The sequence below is a fragment of the Parasalinivibrio latis genome (genome assembly GCF_036825535.1).
Classification (GTDB): Bacteria; Pseudomonadota; Gammaproteobacteria; order Enterobacterales; family Vibrionaceae; genus Parasalinivibrio; species Parasalinivibrio latis.
Map to the genome: position 1 here is coordinate 3,166,346 of NZ_CP098812.1, position 19,151 is coordinate 3,185,496.

Below are 19,151 nucleotides of genomic sequence, written 5' to 3' on the forward strand. Positions count from 1 at the left end.
ACAATGCAATACAGGACAATCCCACACACTTCTCTGGAAGTGAGCCGAATTTGCCTTGGTACAATGACTTTCGGCGAACAGAACAGCGAGCAGGAAGCCCACTCCCAACTTGATTTAGCGTTAGAGCGCGGAGTCAATTTCATCGACACGGCTGAGATGTATCCAGTGCCCCCTACACCCGAAACCCAGGGCCGCACCGAACAGTTTATTGGCAGTTGGCTTGCTAAATCCGGGCAACGCGACAAAATTATTCTCGCCACCAAGGTAACCGGGCCCCGCTCATTGCCCTATATCCGCAAAGATATGGCACTGGATCGCCGCAATATCCATGATGCAGTCAACCACAGCTTGGAGCGTCTTCAAACTGACTATATCGACCTTTACCAGATCCACTGGCCGCAAAGGCAGGTCAATAACTTTGGGAAGCTGAACTATGGCCACTCCGATGACAACAGTGGCGTCAGCCTGCTTGATACGCTGGATGCACTGGCTGAATTGGTCAGGGCAGGAAAGATCCGTTATATCGGTGTTTCCAATGAAACCCCATGGGGGGTAATGAGCTACCTTCACCTGGCAGAGAAACATAACCTGCCCCGCATTGCCACGATCCAAAACCCATATAACCTTCTCAACCGCAGCTTTGAAGTCGGCCTGTCTGAAATCAGCCATCTCGAAGGGGTTGAACTGCTGGCGTATTCTCCAATGGCATTTGGCACACTGAGCGGAAAATACCTCAATGACAACTGGCCTGCGGATGCGCGATGCACCCTGCACAAACGTTTTTCCCGTTACTTTACCGAAGCAGGGAAACAGGCAACCGAAGCTTACGTCGGTATTGCCCGGAAGCACGGTCTGGAACCGGCACAGATGGCGCTCGCCTTCGTAAACCAGCAGGGGTTTGTTGCCGCCAATATTATCGGTGCAACCAACCTTGAACAGCTTGAAAGCAACATAGCCAGTATTGATTTGACGCTCTCGGATGACGTTCTGGATGAGATAAACCGTGTCGCCGTTCTTTACTCCAACCCCTGCCCCTAAGCAGAATCCACATTTCCTTCCGATATAAAAAAGCCCCGGCGAACCGGGGCTTTACCTACGTCAGGTATCTTGAATAAAGCCTTTTACGGATCCTTGCCACTTCACGCTTGGCTTTCATCTGGGGTGAAGATGAGCCGATGGCATAACCGTCTGAGTCGAAACCTATATCACGTAAAAGGTGCTCTGACAGTGGAGGGCCAACATACCGGATACGGCGGTGTGCTTTACGCCACTGACGGGCTTCACGGGCTAAATCCAGACGAACCAGAACCACTGCAAGGCGAATATATACGGAACGAGACATCTTTTGCTCTCCTATGTTGTTGATTTAGGAGGCTGGGATGAATATACCGGCTAGGTTTTTACGGGGAATTTCAGACGTTAACCCCTGCGGCACAATCATCCGCAGCCGGGTTAACGGATACGGATCTACTGTTTTTTATCTCCGGTGAAAAGCCAGGAGATCGGATGTCGACATTCTGCAAATGCATTAAATCGCTGAGTCATGTCGCACCTCCGTATCAGTAGATCCTGTGGGTTAATCAGTTGTTAAATTACACACCCACGAGAAATAACTCAAGGGAATATTTTATTCCAAATTAATTTCAGCACAGAATAATAGAAACAGGATTCCAGACAGTATCATCCAATCATTCATCCATTAAGTTCCTAATGAATTCAGATTATTTTCTGGTCTTATCAGTAAGATATCCAATCAGTGTCCGGGCACCTTTTCCCAACGGCTGACTCCGCATCCAAATAATATCAATTGCCTGTATCCAGGCACCGGGTTCAGCATCAAAAGGAAGCTCCACCAACTCACCGGAATGGATTCCCTCCCTAACCATGTGTTCAGGCAGTGCAACCCAGCCAACTCCTGCTTTTGCCAACATCAGTGCTGATGGGGCGTTTTCTGTCAGCCATACCGTATCTGCAAGCCGGTCTGAATAATTGCCCCTGAAATACACCGGTACATCCCCACTGGTGACAATAATTTGGGTGTGGGATGCATAGGTATCAAGCGAGAAGCTGTTCATTGAAGCCATAGGGTGCGTTGAACTGCAAACCAGGCTCAAAGGAACAGACGCATAGTTTACAAATGCAAACTCCGGTGGCGGCAACATCCGTTGGCCGGATATCGCCATCTGCGCCCTGCCACTTTCAAGAAGCCGGAGGATACGATCTGCCCCTGCAGACAGGATTTCTATTTCCAGTAAAGGAAAGCTTTGCTGAAGCCGGCGAAATACATTTGCCAAAGAATGAGTCATCACCATAGATTCAATCGCAATGGTCAGCCGCGGCTCAAGGGTGTCATGCAGTTCTCGCGCATGGGCAACCAGACTGTCACTTTCAATCAGTACCCGTCGAGCCCTGGCCAGCATTGCTTCACCGTCAGGTGTCAGAACCGGGTACCGCCCAGAACGGTCAAACAGCTGAAGATCAAGATCCGCCTCCAAATTGGCAACAGCGGTACTGATAACAGACTGAACTTTCCCTAGTTTCCTGGCAGCTGCGGAAAATGACCCGTTGTCGACCGTCGCAACAAAAGCAGATATCTGTTCTAGCGAGATACTCATATGTATCGGTTTTATAGATAGGTAATAACTTTATTTTATCTACATAAGGAATAGAATTGCAGACTAATTTCACTGGAGAATAAAAAATGAGATCGCGTCTGGATCGAATTCGCCACGCTGTAGGGTTCGAGGTGATTGGTCTGCTGCTGATTGTCGGTATCATGAGCCAGTTCGGCTACGAAGCCGGGCACGTTGGTGCTATGGGAGTCTTCTTTTCTGTTATCGCCACGGTGTGGAACTACGTCTACAACGTTGCCTTCGATAAGATGATGGAAAAACGCTATGGTCACACCCGCAAATCAACCGGGCTGCGCATTATTCACGCAATCCTTTTTGAGTTCGGATTGTTGTGGGTAACCGTACCTGTGATCGCCTGGGTCCTGAAAATGACCCTCTGGCAAGCATTCCTGATGGATATTGGCCTGGTACTGTTTTACCTGGTTTACGCCTATGTCTATAACTTGGCATATGACCATATCTTCCCGGTTCCGGAAAACGGCACAGCAACCGCCCACTGATACAAAAACACCCGCTCGCTGCGGGTGTTTTTCTTTTAGGATACATCCTGATTCTAGCGATAACTTCTGGGAGCCGGGATCAGGTTATGTTTATTGAGAAGTCTGTACATGGTTGCACGGGACACACCAAGTTCCTTCGCCGCAGCGGAAACCTGCCCGTTGTTGTTTTCCAATACTGACAACAGTGCATCGCGCTCAGACTCTTCCCGGATACGGCGCAGGCTCTGACGGTAATCGCCATTGCGCGGCAGATCCAGGTGCTCGGCCTCAATCACCAGATTATCTGCCAGCAACACGGCTCGTTTAATCTGGTTGATCAGCTCGCGCACATTCCCCGGCCAGGTATAGCTTGCCAGCACTTTCTTGGCATCATCCGAGAAAGTACGGGCCTGAGTGTTGTACTGACGGGCAAACTTCACCAGGAAGTGCTCAGCCAGTTCACAGATATCATTGCCACGTTCCCGCAGGGACGGTACAGCAATGTGCAAAACATTAAGCCGGTAGTAGAGATCTTCACGGAATTGCCCTTCTGCGACCGCTCTCTCAAGATCCGTATTACAGGAAGCAATTACCCGGACATCAACTTCTCGGCTGTACCTGTCATCCCCCACGCCTTCTTGAAGGAAATGGAGCAATTTAGCCTGAAGTGCAGCCGGCATATCCCCGATTTCATCGAGCATAATTGAGCCGCGGTGAGCCTCCCGCAGTTTACCTTCAGACTGCTCGTCGCCGAACAGTTCCACCTCGAGCTCTTTTTCCGGCAATGCACTGCATTTCACCGCAATAAAAGGTCCTTTAGCTCGAATAGACGTCTGGTGGATAGCCATACCAACCAACTCTTTACCGGTTCCGCTCTCACCGCTGATCAGCACAGATACATCTGTCGATGCAACGCGTCGAACCTGATCACGCAATTTCTTCATGGCCTGAGAAGCACCATAAAGACCCATATCACTGTGATCGCCCAGTTGCGGCCATACACGACGCTCAAGGTTGAGCATACCGAGCTGGTGCCCGATGGTACTAAGCAACTGAGAATTAGGGACAGGGGAGGTAAAGTAGTCGATACAGAAACTGACGATGAACTGGCAGATAGCGTCATTTCGAAGTTGATCGTCGCGGATGAGTGCCATCCAACGAACTTGCTTGTTACGGTTCACAAGAGAAGCAACACCGTTCAGACTGAAGTCATCGTGACTAAGGTCAACGATGCCGATGCAGGGACCGATTTCCTGTAAAAGTGACTGTGCTGCACGAAGATCGTAGCAGCGATGGCAACGCCAACCGGTCTGTTCCAGCATCGCAATCCATGGTTCATATGTACCGCCTACAACTACCAATGAACCAGGTGCTGAATCCATTCTTGATTGCATACCCATAACGCCTGCCTATTTTTTTATTGATTAAAAATTGAGACTGATGTTGATAATTGCGTTAATAAGTATAAAAGATGTGTATGGCTGTTGGTTCTCAAGATTGAGACCCTACCGTCAGGTGAGACAGCGCTTAGGCGGCATATGCAACCAGTTAAAGAATAATCTTTTATTTATCAACCCGATAAATCGCAATTCTCAGTATTGATATATATATTAATTTTTATTTAATGAAAACAAACATAACGATAGAGAATAAATTAATGGCATTAGTGCCAAATTTTTTATTCACTCATTGTGCAATCAGTCTAATAAATGAAACAAAAAAGGCTGCTTGATAAGCAGCCTTTGAAACGGTTTTAAGACGGTTAAAACACACTCAGTGCGAATTAGCCGTTTTGTGGACGCATTGCAGGGAACAGAATAACGTCACGAATAGTGTGCGTGTTGGTAAACAGCATAACCAGACGGTCAATACCGATACCCTGTCCTGCTGTTGGCGGCAGGCCGTGCTCCAGTGCAGTGATGTAGTCTGCATCGTAGAACATAGCTTCGTCATCACCGGCATCCTTCGCAGCAACCTGTGCCTTGAAGCGTGCATCCTGGTCTTCAGCATCGTTAAGCTCAGAGAAACCGTTCGCCACTTCACGGCCGCCGATGAAGAACTCAAAGCGGTCAGTGATGAATGGGTTTTCGTCGTTACGGCGCGCCAGTGGTGAAATATCCGCTGGGTATTCAGTGATGAAAGTAGGCTGAATCAGTTTAGGTTCAGCGGTTTCACCGAAGATTTCTTCCAGCAGCTGGCCACAGGTCCAGAAGGTTTCAACGTCAATGTGCAGGCTCTTGGCAATAGACACCATGAGGTCACGATCTTTAACACCTTCATAGGTCAGGGCCTGGATGTCCGCGTGATCAGGGTTGTAGTGTTTAATTGCATCCAGCATGCTCATACGCGCGTATGGACCACCGAAGTTCACTTCAACATCACCGTATGGAAGAACATCTGTACCCAGCACTTCACGGGCAACCTGGCTCAGCATTTCTTCCGTCAGATCCATCAGGTCACGGTAGTCAGCGTACGCCATATAGAATTCCATCATAGTGAATTCTGGGTTGTGGCGTGGAGACAGGCCTTCGTTACGGAAGTTACGGTTGATTTCGAACACGCGCTCAAAACCACCTACAACCAGACGCTTGAGGTAAAGCTCAGGCGCGATGCGCAGGTACATGTCGATGTCCAGCGCATTGTGGTGAGTGATGAACGGACGCGCAGAAGCACCGCCAGGGATAACCTGCATCATAGGGGTTTCCACTTCCATGAAGCCTTTGTTGGTCATGAAGTTACGGATACCCTGAACCACCTTTGAACGAACCTTGAAAGCGTTGCGTGATTCTTCGTTCACAATCAGGTCAACGTAACGCTGGCGGTAACGTTGTTCCTGGTCAGTCAGACCGTGGAATTTTTCTGGCAGTGGGCGCAGTGACTTGGTCAGCAGTTCGTAGCTTTCCATATTCACATACAGGTCACCCTTGCCTGATTTGTGCAGCGAACCGGATACACCAACGATGTCACCGATATCCAGACCCATGTATCGGTCTTTAATATCGTTTTGGGCACCTTTGTCAGCGTATGCCTGGATGCGGCCTGATACATCCTGGAGTACCAGGAATGGACCACGCTTGGCCATGATACGGCCTGCAACGGTAACGTGTTGGGCCAGCTCTTCCAGTTCTTCCTTGGTTTTCTCACCGAAAGCCGCCTGCAGATCTGCCGCCATGCTGTCACGGCGGAAGTCGTTAGGGTGGCCATTCGCCTTACAGCCCTGGCGAATATGGTTGAGTTTGGCTCGACGTTCAGCAATCAGCTTGTTTTCGTCTTGTAACTGGTCAGTCATAGTGAACCCTTAATGTCGCAATTCGCTTATTACAAACCTGACTTCAGGCTTGCTTCAATAAATCGGTCAAGACCACCGTCAAGCACTGCCTGAGTGTTGCGGGTCTCTACGCTGGTACGCAGGTCTTTGATGCGCGAGTCGTCCAGTACGTAAGAACGGATCTGGCTACCCCAGCCGATATCAGACTTGGCGTCTTCATTGGCTTGTTTTTCCGCATTCTGCTTTTGCAGCTCAAATTCAAACAGCTTTGCACGCAGCTGTTTCATTGCCTGATCTTTGTTCTTGTGCTGGGAACGTTCGTTCTGGCACTGCACCACAATACCGGTTGGGTTGTGGGTAATACGTACCGCGGATTCAGTGGTGTTTACGTGCTGGCCACCAGCACCTGATGCGCGGTAAACGTCGATACGCAGATCGGAAGGGTTAATATCGATAGCGATATTGTCGTCAACTTCCGGATACACGAACGCAGACGAGAAAGAGGTGTGGCGACGGCCGCCTGAGTCAAACGGAGACTTACGTACCAGACGGTGTACACCTGATTCGGTGCGCAACCAGCCATAGGCATATTCACCTTGGATGCGAACAGTCGCAGATTTAAGGCCTGCCACTTCACCCGGAGACACTTCGATAACTTCTGTTTTGAAGCCCTTGTCTTCCGCCCAGCGAAGGTACATGCGCAACAGCATTGAGCACCAGTCTTGTGCTTCTGTACCGCCGGAGCCTGCCTGCAGATCCAGGTAGCAGTCGGATGAGTCGTGGTCGCCAGAGAACATACGGCGGAACTCAAGTTGTCCCAGCTTCTCTGCCAGCACATCCAACTCTGGGGTGATTTCGTTGAAGGTTTCTTCGTCTTCCGCTTCGATGGCCAGTTCCAGCAGACCTTCGGCGTCATCTACGCCGCTGTCCAGCTCATCGATGGTTTTAACAACCGCTTCCAGTGCGGAACGCTCTCTGCCCAGCGCCTGTGCGCGCTCGGGGTCATTCCACACATCCGGTTGTTCCAGTTCGGCATTGACTTCTTCTAGACGCTCTTGCTTGGCGTCATAGTCAAAGATACCCCCTAAGAACGTCGGTGCGTCCTTTGATATCCGCAATACGGTTTTTGATCGGATTGATTTCGAACATGGTCACTCTTTTCTTGGCCGAATGAGATTTAACCGGAGGATTCTATCGAATTGTTGCTCTAATAAACAGAGTGTGATCAAGATAAGGAGGGATTTCTTGGAGGTAATATTTGCCCCGCCGATAACGGGGCAAAATGCATGGCGCAAAAACCGGGTTCAGACTGCGTCCAGGTGCTCCACCAGCAACTGTACACTGCGGTTTCCCCGGAACTCGTTCACATCCAGCCGGTAGGCAAGCTGTACTCGCTGCACGGAAGGGTCTGGCCAGCGGCGCAAATCTACATTGAACGCGATACCGTCAATCATTTGCCCACCCATGACCGGTTCAAGCATCATTTTGAGGTGCTTCCCTCCCACCAGCCGCTGTTGCAAAAGGCGAAACTCTCCGTCAAACAACGGCTCTGGGAACCCTTGCCCCCACGGGCCGCCAGACCGGAGCAATTCAGCAGTTTCCAAGGTCATTTCCTGCGGCAGCAACTCACCGTCAGAAAGCAGTACCCCCTTGAGGGCAGCTTCATCCAGCACTTCCCTGACTGCACCGTCAAACTCCCGGCAGAACCTTTCAAAATCATCTTCCGCGATAGTCAGTCCCGCCGCCATCGCATGGCCGCCGAATTTCTTGATAAGACCGGGATTGCGGGTATCAACCAAATCCAGTGTATCTCGCATATGGAGCCCCTGTACCGAGCGGGCTGAGCCTTTTATCTCACCGTTCCCGGCATCGGCAAAAGCAATGACCGGCCGGTGGAACTTCTCCTTGATACGCGATGCGAGGATACCAATAACCCCCTGGTGCCAGTCACGCTGGAAAAGTGCCAGTCCATAAGGAAGTTCGCTGTCGGGAGAGAACTTCAGGCGTTCACAGATTGCCATCGCCTCTTCTTTCATCCCCTCTTCGATTTCCTTTCGGGTCTGGTTCAGCCCATCAAGTTCTGATGCCATCTGCCGCGCCGCCTGGAGATTGTCACTCAGCAACAGTTCAACGCCAAATGACATATCATCCAGACGCCCGGCGGCATTAATTCTTGGGCCTAATGCAAAACCAAAATCACTGGCAACAAGTTGTGCCGGGTTACGGTTTGCTACTTCGATCAGTGCAAGAATCCCCGGGCGGCACTGTCCGGCCCGTATACGCTGCAAGCCTTGGTGGACAAGGATCCGGTTATTGTCATCAAGAGGCACGACATCAGCAACGGTACCCAGTGCGACCAAATCGAGCAAAATGGCGAGGTTTGGCTCAGCAATGCCCTTCTCTGCAAACCACCCTTTTTCGCGAAGGTGGGAGCGCAGTGCCAGCATCAGGTAAAACGCCACGCCAACACCGGCCAACGCTTTGGACGGAAAACCACAAGCCTCAAGGTTCGGGTTAACAATGGCGTCCGCGATTGGCAACGAGTTTCCCGGAAGGTGGTGGTCTGTCACCACAACGGTCAAACCGGCTTTTTTCGCCGCAGCCACCCCATCGATGGATGACACACCGTTATCCACCGTCATGATCATTTCCGCGCCTTTGGCTATCGCTTGCTCCACCACTTCCGGACTCAGGCCATAACCGTCTTCAAACCGGTTTGGTACCAGGTAGTCGCAGTTGGTACAGCCAAGCATTTTCAGTGCGGTAACAGAAAGCGCAGAACTCGTCGCACCATCAGCATCAAAGTCTCCCACCACAATGATACGTTTACTCTGCGCCAGCGCGTCAGCAAGCAGGGAAACGGCTTCGTCTATGCCATGCAGCTTGTTGAAAGAGAGTAGGCGCTTGGCGCTCCTGTCCATCACATCGTCCGTCGAAACGCCCCGGTTGGCATAGATGCGCTGGAGCAGCGGCGGGATCTGGGAGGAAAACTGGGGGGTGCACTGTGACGTGCGGCGGCGGATTTCGATCATGATTCTCTTTTAACGCTGTAAAAAGTGCAGCCGAAGCTGCACTGGATTAGGAAAGTATAGTTTAGCCTTGATGGGCCTGAAGGGTACGCAGCAGGTCTTCCGGATCCTGGTAACCTGGCAGCATAGTACCGTCCTGCAATACAATCGCCGGGGTTCCACGCACACCCATTTGCTGGCCAAGATTGAAATGCTTGGCAACAATGTCTGCACACTTGCGGTTCTCTTCTTTGAACGAGCCGGTCTTGGCATCATCCATCGCCTTGGCTGGATCCGCTGCACACCAGATTGCGCTCATTTGTTCAAAGTTTGGCGCCTGAAGGCCGTAACGCGGGAATGCCAGGTAACGCACGGTAATACCCAGGTCGTTATAACCTTTCATGTTTTTGTGAAGCTTCATGCAGTAGCCACAGGTGGTGTCGGTAAATACAGTCACCACATATTTCTCATCCTTGGCTGGATAGACAATCATTTCATCTTCCACTGCCTTGATGCGGTCAACATTGAGGGTCTGGTTCTTTTCCTCAGTCAGGTTACGGGGTTCACCGCCGGTGGCTTCATACAGGTAGCCGGCCATAAAGTGCTTACCATCCGGTGTAGCATAGAAAATACCACGGTCGGTGGTCACTTCCAGCAGGCCGTCAACCGGAGACTTGGCAATTTCAGAAACAGTCAGACCCAACGGGGAAAATGTCTGTTTAATCGCCTGGTTGTCTTCGGCAGCATGGGCGGTAAACGCCGTAACCATCAGCAGCAACGCTGACAGGCGCTTCAATTGCAGCATGTATTCATCCTTATTTGTGGCTGGCAGGTTAATTAACTAAGACCTAACAAACCGGAAAAAAATCTCATTTCCCGAGCATTATGCACGAGGGTGGTGTTCGCCGTGAAGTTGCTTGAGCCTTTCGGTAGCAACATGGGTATAAATCTGGGTTGTAGACAGGTCACTGTGCCCCAGCAACATTTGTACGACACGCAAGTCGGCACCATGGTTCAATAAATGGGTAGCAAATGCATGGCGCAATACGTGTGGAGACAGGGACTCGGTATCAATCCCGGCCTGTACGGCGTAGAACTTTATACGGTGCCAAAACGTCTGCCGGGTCATCTGTCGAGCTCGGCGGCTGGGGAAAAACACGTCGGAGCTTTGATCGCCCAGCAGCAGTGGCCGGGCTTCCGCCAGGTATTTCTCCAGCCATTCAATGGCCGTTTCTCCCATGGGAACCAGCCGCTCCTTTCCACCCTTACCAATAACCCTCACCAACCCCTGGCGCAGGCTGACGTTTTCGGTGGTCAGGCTGACAAGTTCGGTCACACGCAAGCCGGTTGCGTAAAGCAGCTCCAACATTGCCTTGTCACGAAGCTCAAGCGGGTCTTCCACAATCGGTGCAGATAACAGGTCATCAACCTGGGCTTCCGAAAGGTCTTTGGGCAAGCGTTTGGGGAGCTTTGGGCTAATCAATGTCGCACTGGGATCAGCCTCCGAGATTTTTTCCCGGAAGAAATACTGGTACAACCGACGGATAGCGGAAAGCATCCTCGCACGACTGGTCTGCTTGTAGTCCTGCTCAGCCAGCCAGGATTGGTAACGCTGCAGATCAGACGTTTCAAGATCCGTCAGGCTTTTACCCTGCTCCTCGGCCCATCGGCACAGTTTCATCAGATCGGTACGGTAAGAGGAAAGGGTGTTTTCAGACAGCCCACGTTCCATCCACATCGCATCAAGAAAGCGTTCCAGCATCACGCTGTTTTCATTGGCGGTCATGACTTCATTCGCAGTGTTTTAATTTTTCTTTGCCCAGAATACAGGAAATTTTCGCAACGGTCGGGAAAGGATTTTTATTTCTCTGCCAGCAGTGGTTAGAATGGCGCAAAGTTCGTCACCGAACGGGACAAATATAATGAAAATCGGCCTTTTTTACGGTTCAACCACCTGCTACACCGAGATGACTGCGGAGAAAATTCGCGACATTATGGGTGAAGATCTGGTTGATATTTATAACATCAAAGAAACACCCCTATCCAAACTCAAAGAATATGAATTCCTGATTCTGGGTATCTCCACATGGGATTTCGGTGAATTACAGGAAGACTGGGAAGCAATCTGGGAGCAACTTGATGGGCTGTCTCTGGAAGACAAAGTGATAGCCCTTTATGGCCTTGGAGACCAAGAGGGTTATACCGAGTGGTACCTTGATGCCATGGGCCTTTTGCACGAGAAGCTCCAGCCCGCAGGTGCTCGCTTTATCGGTTATTGGCCAAATGTAGGCTATAACTTCGAAGCGTCCAAAGCCCTCACCGCCGACAAATCGATGTTTGTAGGCCTGGCACTGGATGAAGACAGCCAATATGACCTCAGCGATGAGCGTATTGCCACCTGGTGTGAGCAAATCCTGACCGAGTACCAGGAACTGCTCTGATCCCTTCAAATAGAAAAAGCCCCTCATTTCCGAGGGGCTTTTTGGTATCCGGTCAGCAGGAAATATTACACAGTCTGTGTTTTCTGCTCACGGTTGCCACCAATAAAGCTTGTTACCACCAGGGTCACCACCATCGGCAGCAGCCAGGCCATTCCGTATTCGAACAGAGGCAGGCTCTTCAGGGCCGATACGTTGATTCCCGCAACTTTCAGTGCATCAATCATACTGAACAGGAAAGTCACTGCCAGTACGGCACGGTATGCCAGTTTAGGGTTTACCATAAAGCGGCGGACAAATGTCAGGGCAATCAGTGCAATGGCAACCGGGTACAGTGCAAACAGCACCGGCACCGAAACAGCAATCAGCTGGTTAAGGCCTACATTTGCTACTACACCACAGGCCACTGACAGGATAACAACCCAGTTACGGTAGCTGATTTTGGTCAGTGAACTGAAATAATCAGAACACGCAGAAATCAAGCCAATTACAGTAGTCAGGCACGCCAGTACAATAATGACAGCCAGGATAACCAGGCCGATTGGGCCAAACAGCGCCTGAACGTACACAGCCAGGATTTCACCACCATTCGCGGCACCTTCACCCAACCCGGTTGCAGTTGCACCCAGATAGAACAGTGAAATGTAAACAAATGCCAGGCCGGCTGCAGCAATCAGACCTGCGTAAATCAGGTACTTACAGGTAGTGCTCTCGTCAGAGATACCTTTCTTGCGAATAACATCAACAATCAGCATACCGAACATCAGAGCAGCAAAGGTGTCCATGGTGTTGTAACCTTCCAGGAAACCTTTGGTGAAAGCCTGGGTCAGGTACTCACCCTGGGCTGCACCAATAGTGCCCTGAGGTGCAACGAATACTGCAATTGCAAGAACCGCAAGAGCTGCAAAAAGTGCCGGGGTAAGGACCTTGCCGATAGTGTCAATCAGCTTGCCCTGAGACAGGGAAAAGCCCATTGCAAGAGCAAAGAACACCACGGAGAAAATGGTCAGCTCCAACTGGCCTGCATCAGAAATAAATGGCTTAAAGCCCATCTCATAGGCAACAAGACCAGCACGAGGCGCAGCGAATGCCGGACCGATGATGATAAAAATCAGCACCGCAATCAGCGTCGCAACAGATTTTGGAAGATCACGCGTCAGGCCATGCCAGCCGCCACCCGCTACAGCCACGGCAACAATACCCGTAAGGGGAAGGCCAACTGCAGTAAAAAGAAATCCCGTCATGGCGGAGAGAGAATGCTCACCGGCAAGCAGACCTGCCTGCGGTGGAAAAATGATGTTCCCCGCCCCGAGGAAGAACGCAAAGGTCATAAAACCCAGCGCCCATATATCGCTTATCTTTAATTTCTGAGACACGATATCTACCCTACCTGTTGTATTTGCAAATGGATGTTTTTGTTTTATTCAGGTGACGGATATTAACAGGATATTCTGTTACCACTCACCTTTTATGCAGCATGATGACGAAGTTCTAATTATTAAGCAATAGAGGCAATAAAAAGCCGATAATATGCCACCATGATCATTGAATTCGACATATTCAACCAATAGCAAATGGATATTTGAAAGATAGGGTTAAAAATTTAGAAAATTCAACAGATATAAAAAAGGATAATATATCAACAGAAAACAACTATGGAATTACAATCAATCAACATAATAAACAGGTCAGCGACAATCACATGAGCAAGCGGTTTAATTTCAAACAGTTTTCTATCAGCATGGATGGGTGTGGTATGCCGGTTAGTACCGACGGGGTACTTCTGGGTGCCTGGGCCGACGCATCAGACTGCCACGATATCCTGGATATAGGCTGTGGTACGGGACTTTTATCCCTGATGCTGGCCCAGCGATTTCCCCGCGCAATTATTACTGCCATTGATATTGATGAAACAGCGGTGAAAACCACAAAGGACAACGTCCAACAAAGCCCCTGGCAAGATCGTGTTAGCGTCCTGGATGCGGATGCAACTGCCTGGGAACCAGACCACCGCTTTGAACACGTAGTCTGCAACCCGCCGTACTTCACTTCTGGCGTTCAGGCCAGTTCAGAACAGAGGGCGACCGCCCGACACCACGACACCCTGAGCCATCAGGCGCTGGTTAAAGCCATCGATAGAGTTCTTGTCACAGGTGGCGCCGCCAGTCTTATCCTTCCGGTCTACGAAGGTGAAAACCTGATTGAGCTTGCCTCAGGCATCGGCCTCGGCTGCCGACATAAAGTCTCGGTAAAAAGCACTCCAGCAAAACCTGCATCCCGGTTACTGATCCGCCTGCAAAAAGGGTTGGATGCAAATTACCGGGGGGATTCTACAGAACTGGTAATACAGGAAGGCGGTAAATACACCCCGGAGTTTGTCGCCCTGACCCGGGATTTTTACCTGAAAATGTAGCGGATCAGCACACCTTGTATTGAGCAAAATGAAACCTGCACCTTAAGGGTGTTTGGGTATATAATGCCGCCCTTTCGCCGGACTGGGGGTATACTCAACACCCACAGTCTGACTAGACAAAACTGCCCGGCACCCGCCGGCAGGAAACTGAATGCCACTTGCGGAGAAATAACCCGTGCGAACCTTTGCTGATCTGGAACTCGATCCCCAATTGCTGCTTGCAGTCGAAGAGATGGGGTTTTCCCGGCCAACTACAATCCAGCTGGAAGTGATCCCTCAGGCGCTCGATGCCCGGGATATCCTTGCTTCCGCACCAACCGGAACCGGTAAAACAGCGGCATTCCTGCTTCCTGCCCTTCAGCACCTGATGGACTTCCCGCGCACCAAGCCGGGACCGGCGCGTGTACTGGTGCTGACCCCGACCCGTGAGCTTGCACTGCAGGTTTGCGAGCAAGGTCGTGCACTGTCGAAATATACTGACCTTAACATCGCGTCTATCACCGGCGGTGTTGCTTATGAAGATCATGCTGAAACTCTGGCCCAGACCCAGGACATCATTGTGGCCACACCAGGCCGCCTGATGGAGTACATCGAAGCAGAACGCTTTGATTGCCGCGCCATTGAAATGCTGATCCTCGATGAAGCAGACCGCATGCTGGATATGGGCTTTGGCCCAACCGTTGACCGCCTCTCAGCAGAGTGCCGCTGGCGTAAACAGACCCTGCTGTTCTCTGCGACTCTGGAAGGGCGTGGCGTAAGCAGCTTCACCGCTGACCTGCTTAACGAACCTTACGAGGCCACCGTTGAGCCGCCACGCCGTGAACGCAAGAAAATTGCCCAGTGGTACCACCGCTGTGATGACATGGACCACAAACTGGCGATTCTGAACACCATCCTTGCAGACGCTGAAAAGGCTATCGTGTTTATCAAAACCCGTGAACGCCTGGCAGACCTTCGTAACAAGCTTGAAAAGTCTGACATCAAGTTTGCCTGGATCCAGGGTGAGATGGAGCAGAAATCCCGCAACAACGCGATTCGCCGCTTTACCGAAGGCGAAGTCACCGTATTGCTGGCCACCGACGTTGCAGCCCGTGGTATCGATATCCCGGATATCAGCCACGTTATCAACTACGACATGCCTCGTACCGCAGATGTGTTCGTCCACCGTATTGGCCGGACAGCCCGTGCAGGCAAGAAAGGTATCGCTGTCTCTTTGGTAGAAGCCCACGACCAGCCAATGATGGATCGTGTATGCCGCTACACCAAGGATGACATCAAAGAACGCTTTGTAGACGGTCTGCGTCCGAAGCACAAAAAGCCTGAATTCAAGAAAAAGAAGAAAAAAGACGGCAAAAAGGACACCAAGAAAAAGAACAGCAAGAAGAAGAGCAAGTAACCGGCCTTTGTTGGTTGGACTTTTCTGGAAAGGGCCTCAGGGCCCTTTTCTTTTGCCCACCACAAATCATCATCGATAAAGATATTTCCTCTCAATAAAAAAGCAAAACCAAGATCAAATTCACATCGATAACATTTTAATCAAACAAAATATTAACATTATTAGTTTCATCGGCGTAATATTCGGTTCGCATTTACATAAATACAACAATTGACCGAATCAAGAGGGACCTTCCGATGCAAGCAATTGTAGACTTCCTAAATGGAATCATCTGGAGCCCGGCACTGATATACCTTTGCCTTGGTGCCGGCCTGTTCTATTCCATCCTCACCCGTTTTGTTCAAGTCCGCCATTTTGGTGAAATGTGGCGTCTTCTGATGTCAGGCAAACAATCAGACAAAGGTATCTCATCGTTTCAGGCTCTGGCTGTATCCCTATCAGGCCGCGTAGGTACAGGTAATATTGCCGGTGTTGCTGCCGCAATCGGTTTTGGCGGCCCTGGCGCTGTCTTCTGGATGTGGGTCGTAGCCTTCCTTGGCGCTGCCACCGCTTATGCAGAGTCCACTCTGGCACAGATTTACAAAGAAGAGGAAAACGGCGAATTTCGTGGTGGCCCGGCTTACTACATAGAAAAAGCCATGGGACAGAAATGGTATGCGTGGATCTTTGCCATCGCCACAATCTTTGCCTGCGGCGTCCTGCTGCCGGGCGTCCAGTCCAACAGTATTGGTAACGCAGTAGAAACGGCCTTTGGCTCTGGCCCGATGATTGAAACTGCGCTGGGTACTTTCAGCTTTGCCAAGATAACCACCGGCACTTTTGTTTCCATCATTCTGGCGTTCATTATCTTTGGTGGTGTAAAGCGTATCGCAAGTTTCACCCAGGTCGTGGTGCCATTTATGGCACTGGCTTATATCGTCATTGCATTTGTCATCATCCTGCTCAACATCGGCATGCTGCCAGGGATCATTTCTATGATCGTCTCTGATGCATTTACCCCGATGGCAGGTATGGGAGCAGCCATTGGCTGGGGCGTAAAGCGTGGCGTGTACTCAAACGAAGCCGGACAGGGTACCGGCCCTCATGCTGCTGCTGCTGCCAACGTACAACATCCGGCGCAACAGGGTCTTGTGCAGGCCTTTTCCGTGTACATTGATACCCTGCTGGTCTGTTCAGCGACAGCCTTTATGATTCTGATTACCGGAGCCTACAACGTTCAGGGCTTGGCTGAAGGTTCATTCCTTATTCAGAACCTGCCTGCCGAGCTGGCGGCCAACAGCCCTGCGTTCACCCAGATGGCGATTGAAAGCACCCTCCCGGGTCTTGGCAAGCCGTTTATCGCCTTTGCCTTGTTCTTCTTCGCCTTTACGACCATCCTGGCTTACTACTACATTGCGGAAACCAACGTGGCTTATATTCGCCGTACATTCCGCATGCCCGGCTTGATGTTTATCCTCAAAGTTATCCTGATAGCTGCCGTATTCTATGGGACAGTTAAAACAGCCAACCTCGCATGGGCAATGGGTGACGTAGGTGTGGGCCTGATGGCATGGCTCAACATCGTAGGCATACTCATCATCTTCTTCATGAGCAAGCCTGCACTGAGAGCGCTAGATGATTATGAAGAACAGCAAAAAGCCGGCGTGAAAGATTACAGCTTTGACCCCGTAAAGCTTGGCATCAAGAATGCGGACTACTGGAAAAAGCGCGCTGGGGGAACTGAAACCGGATCAGCAGAAGACAGCAAACCGGCAAAGGCAAACTAAGCCAAACCCCGCATACAAAAAGGCCAGCAGCAATGCTGGCCTCAGATTGCTGACTAACCCCGCTTTTTCAAGCGGGGTTTTCTTTTGTTAGCGGCCGAAGGCCGCGATCGCGCTATTTTTCCATATTGTTATGTTCAGGCCGCTTTTAGCCCATAGACGCTAAATTGCATCACTCTCTGGACTATTTGGCGCGCATTGAGCCCAATTTTGCGAAGATAAGCCTCCATCAGGGCTATCTTTTTGATGTTCTGTGCCGCTGCGGCCAGGAAGCACTGGATTTGTACTTTCAACAGGCCACGGAACCTCGCATAGCGATGGCCATGGTGTTGTTTGGCATCCGCGAAGCTTCGCTCCACCGTCTCTGCCCGTCGTCGGTACACTTTCTTACCCCAAGTGGTCAGTCTCAGGGCATTGGCATTCTCAACCGATTTCTCGAACAGGTGCCGGGTTATCACCCGTTTGTGGTTTTCACTCTTGGTGCAATCAGCACGCAGTGGACAGGTTTTGCATGTCTGCGGGTTTGAGTGATATTCACGGTAAGCTTGTCGGTTGGTGGTCTTGTAGACCAGTGCCTGCCCCTGAGGACAGAGATAGCGGTCCGTCTCTTTGTCGTAACGGAAGTGCTTTTTCTTGATAGGATTCTTTGTACGGTGAGGCCGGCGGTATCCCATGACCGGCAGGATTTGGCGCTGCTCCAGTTCATGGCAGATAGTAGCGGTGAAGTAACCGGCATCAAGCCCGGCGGCGATAGGCGAGAGCGTAAAGCGCGCTAACGTGGTATCCAGACGGGTGATATACGGTTGGGCGTCATTCACATTGCCCGGCGTGACATGGGTGTCGAGGATGATGCCGTGTTTGCCGTCGACGGTGCGATGGTCAAGGTAGAAGAAGCCCTGGGGCTTTTGGTCCCGTGTCATAAACCCGCTTTCTGGGTCGGTGGTGCTGACTTTGGTGTTTTTCTCGATGTGAGCATCTTTCGGCTTGAGCGGGCGTTTTCCTTCCGCTGCACGGTCAGCTTCAACCGCTTCATCTAACAGCTCGGCATAAGCGCTGACGTTTTGTTTCACCCGTTCGTTACGGTATTTACGTTTGTTGGCATTGGCTTTCAGGTGAGTGCTGTCGGTAAACAAGACGCGTCCATCGACCATGCCTTTGTTCATCGCCTGTTCGACGATACGGATGAAGAGGCGCTCAAAGATATCGGTACCGTTGAAGCGACGGCGGCGGTTCTGGCTCAAGGTGGACGCATCAATCACCTTTTCAGTGAGCGACATCCGCAGGAACCAGCGGTAAGCGATATTGACCTCGATGTCTTTAACGAGCTGGCGTTCACTTTTGACGCCGAAGAGGAAGCCAAGGAGCAGGATTTTGAACAGGCGAACGGGGTCTATCGCAGGGCGGCCATTGTTGTGGCAATAGAGGTGGGCGACTTCGTCGCGGATAAATTCAAAGTCGACGGCAGCATCGATTTTGCGAACGAGATGGTTTTTGGGGACCAACTGTTCGAGTGTCACCATCTCAATTTCATATTGTTGAGGGCCAGGGTCTTTAAGCATGTCACCACATCCATGATTGATTTGCTTATCCCTTATTAGATCAAAGCCCCAGCCAAATGGCTAGGGCTTTGTCAGCAGTCTGAGGCCAGCAGCAATGCTGGCCTTTTTGGCTTTAGCTAATTGGAATCAATGAGTTGGGAATTACGCGGGTATTTATATATTCCTCCGGCAGTTCAGATTCACTGCAGCCAACC

16 protein-coding genes are annotated in these 19,151 nt (G+C 50.8%); 6 read left to right on the forward strand and 10 right to left on the reverse strand.

Annotated elements, in window-relative coordinates; genetic code table 11:
• The first annotated feature begins 3 nt into the window (after positions 1-3).
• Positions 4-1,038 (forward strand): NADP(H)-dependent aldo-keto reductase, encoded by a 1,035-nt coding sequence (locus NF212_RS14400; protein ID WP_434356782.1) that lies wholly within the window; start codon positions 4-6, stop codon positions 1,036-1,038.
• A gap of 55 nt (positions 1,039-1,093) precedes the next feature.
• Here NF212_RS14400 and NF212_RS14405 read toward each other — a convergent pair whose 3' ends face one another.
• Positions 1,094-1,342, reverse strand: coding sequence for a hypothetical protein (locus NF212_RS14405; RefSeq protein WP_434356784.1), 249 nt, complete (start codon positions 1,340-1,342; stop codon positions 1,094-1,096).
• 379 nt (positions 1,343-1,721) lie between these two features.
• The gene (locus NF212_RS14410; RefSeq protein ID WP_434356786.1) at positions 1,722-2,615 is read right to left on the reverse strand and encodes a LysR family transcriptional regulator; all 894 of its coding nucleotides are present in this window, start codon (positions 2,613-2,615) and stop codon (positions 1,722-1,724) included.
• Positions 2,616-2,701: 86 nt separating this feature from the next.
• Between NF212_RS14410 and NF212_RS14415 the strand changes: the two genes are divergently transcribed.
• Positions 2,702-3,133 carry a PACE efflux transporter gene (locus NF212_RS14415; protein WP_434356788.1) on the forward strand — a complete coding sequence of 144 codons (432 nt, stop codon included), beginning with the start codon at positions 2,702-2,704 and terminating at the stop codon, positions 3,131-3,133.
• A 53-nt stretch (positions 3,134-3,186) separates the two neighbouring features.
• Here the strand turns inward: NF212_RS14415 and NF212_RS14420 are convergent, their stop codons facing one another.
• From NF212_RS14420 to xerD, 6 genes are all read right to left on the reverse strand, one after another.
• Positions 3,187-4,512 carry a VpsR-related response regulator gene (locus tag NF212_RS14420; protein ID WP_434356790.1) on the reverse strand — a complete coding sequence of 442 codons (1,326 nt, stop codon included), beginning with the start codon at positions 4,510-4,512 and terminating at the stop codon, positions 3,187-3,189.
• 383 nt (positions 4,513-4,895) lie between these two features.
• A complete protein-coding gene (lysS, locus tag NF212_RS14425) occupies positions 4,896-6,401 on the reverse strand; it encodes a lysine--tRNA ligase (RefSeq protein WP_434356792.1) in 1,506 nt (501 codons plus the stop codon).
• 29 nt (positions 6,402-6,430) lie between these two features.
• Positions 6,431-7,529 (reverse strand): peptide chain release factor 2 gene (gene prfB, locus NF212_RS14430; RefSeq protein ID WP_434356794.1). Its coding sequence is split into 2 segments (ribosomal slippage): positions 6,431-7,453 and positions 7,455-7,529, totalling 1,098 coding nucleotides; the frame shifts between segments, so codons are not numbered across the junction.
• Positions 7,530-7,684: 155 nt separating this feature from the next.
• On the reverse strand, positions 7,685-9,412 hold the full coding sequence (gene recJ, locus NF212_RS14435) for a single-stranded-DNA-specific exonuclease RecJ (protein WP_434356796.1): 1,728 nt from the start codon (positions 9,410-9,412) through the stop codon (positions 7,685-7,687).
• A 61-nt stretch (positions 9,413-9,473) separates the two neighbouring features.
• On the reverse strand, positions 9,474-10,193 hold the full coding sequence (gene dsbC / locus NF212_RS14440) for a bifunctional protein-disulfide isomerase/oxidoreductase DsbC (RefSeq protein WP_434356798.1): 720 nt from the start codon (positions 10,191-10,193) through the stop codon (positions 9,474-9,476).
• A 78-nt stretch (positions 10,194-10,271) separates the two neighbouring features.
• The gene (gene xerD / locus NF212_RS14445; RefSeq protein WP_434356800.1) at positions 10,272-11,174 is read right to left on the reverse strand and encodes a site-specific tyrosine recombinase XerD; all 903 of its coding nucleotides are present in this window, start codon (positions 11,172-11,174) and stop codon (positions 10,272-10,274) included.
• A gap of 136 nt (positions 11,175-11,310) precedes the next feature.
• Here xerD and fldB point away from each other — a divergent pair, with 136 nt between their 5' ends.
• Complete coding sequence (fldB, locus tag NF212_RS14450) at positions 11,311-11,829, forward strand: flavodoxin FldB (protein WP_434356802.1); 519 nt, start codon at positions 11,311-11,313, stop codon at positions 11,827-11,829.
• Between the two features lie 65 nt (positions 11,830-11,894).
• Here fldB and brnQ read toward each other — a convergent pair whose 3' ends face one another.
• Complete coding sequence (gene brnQ, locus NF212_RS14455; RefSeq protein ID WP_434356804.1) at positions 11,895-13,202, reverse strand: branched-chain amino acid transport system II carrier protein; 1,308 nt, start codon at positions 13,200-13,202, stop codon at positions 11,895-11,897.
• Positions 13,203-13,528: 326 nt separating this feature from the next.
• On the opposite strand from brnQ, the gene NF212_RS14460 reads away from it, so the two are divergent.
• The 3 genes from NF212_RS14460 to NF212_RS14470 all read left to right on the forward strand — a co-directional run bounded on the left by NF212_RS14460 (position 13,529) and on the right by NF212_RS14470 (position 17,401).
• A complete protein-coding gene (locus NF212_RS14460) occupies positions 13,529-14,239 on the forward strand; it encodes a tRNA1(Val) (adenine(37)-N6)-methyltransferase (RefSeq protein ID WP_434356806.1) in 711 nt (236 codons plus the stop codon).
• Between the two features lie 175 nt (positions 14,240-14,414).
• Positions 14,415-15,635 (forward strand): ATP-dependent RNA helicase SrmB, encoded by a 1,221-nt coding sequence (gene srmB, locus NF212_RS14465; RefSeq protein WP_434356808.1) that lies wholly within the window; start codon positions 14,415-14,417, stop codon positions 15,633-15,635.
• A gap of 236 nt (positions 15,636-15,871) precedes the next feature.
• Positions 15,872-17,401, forward strand: a complete 1,530-nt coding sequence (locus tag NF212_RS14470) for an alanine/glycine:cation symporter family protein (protein WP_434356810.1) — start codon at positions 15,872-15,874, stop codon at positions 17,399-17,401.
• 134 nt (positions 17,402-17,535) lie between these two features.
• On the opposite strand, the gene NF212_RS14475 is transcribed toward NF212_RS14470, so the two are convergent.
• Complete coding sequence (locus NF212_RS14475; protein ID WP_434356812.1) at positions 17,536-18,957, reverse strand: IS1182 family transposase; 1,422 nt, start codon at positions 18,955-18,957, stop codon at positions 17,536-17,538.
• Positions 18,958-19,151: the final 194 nt, after the last annotated feature.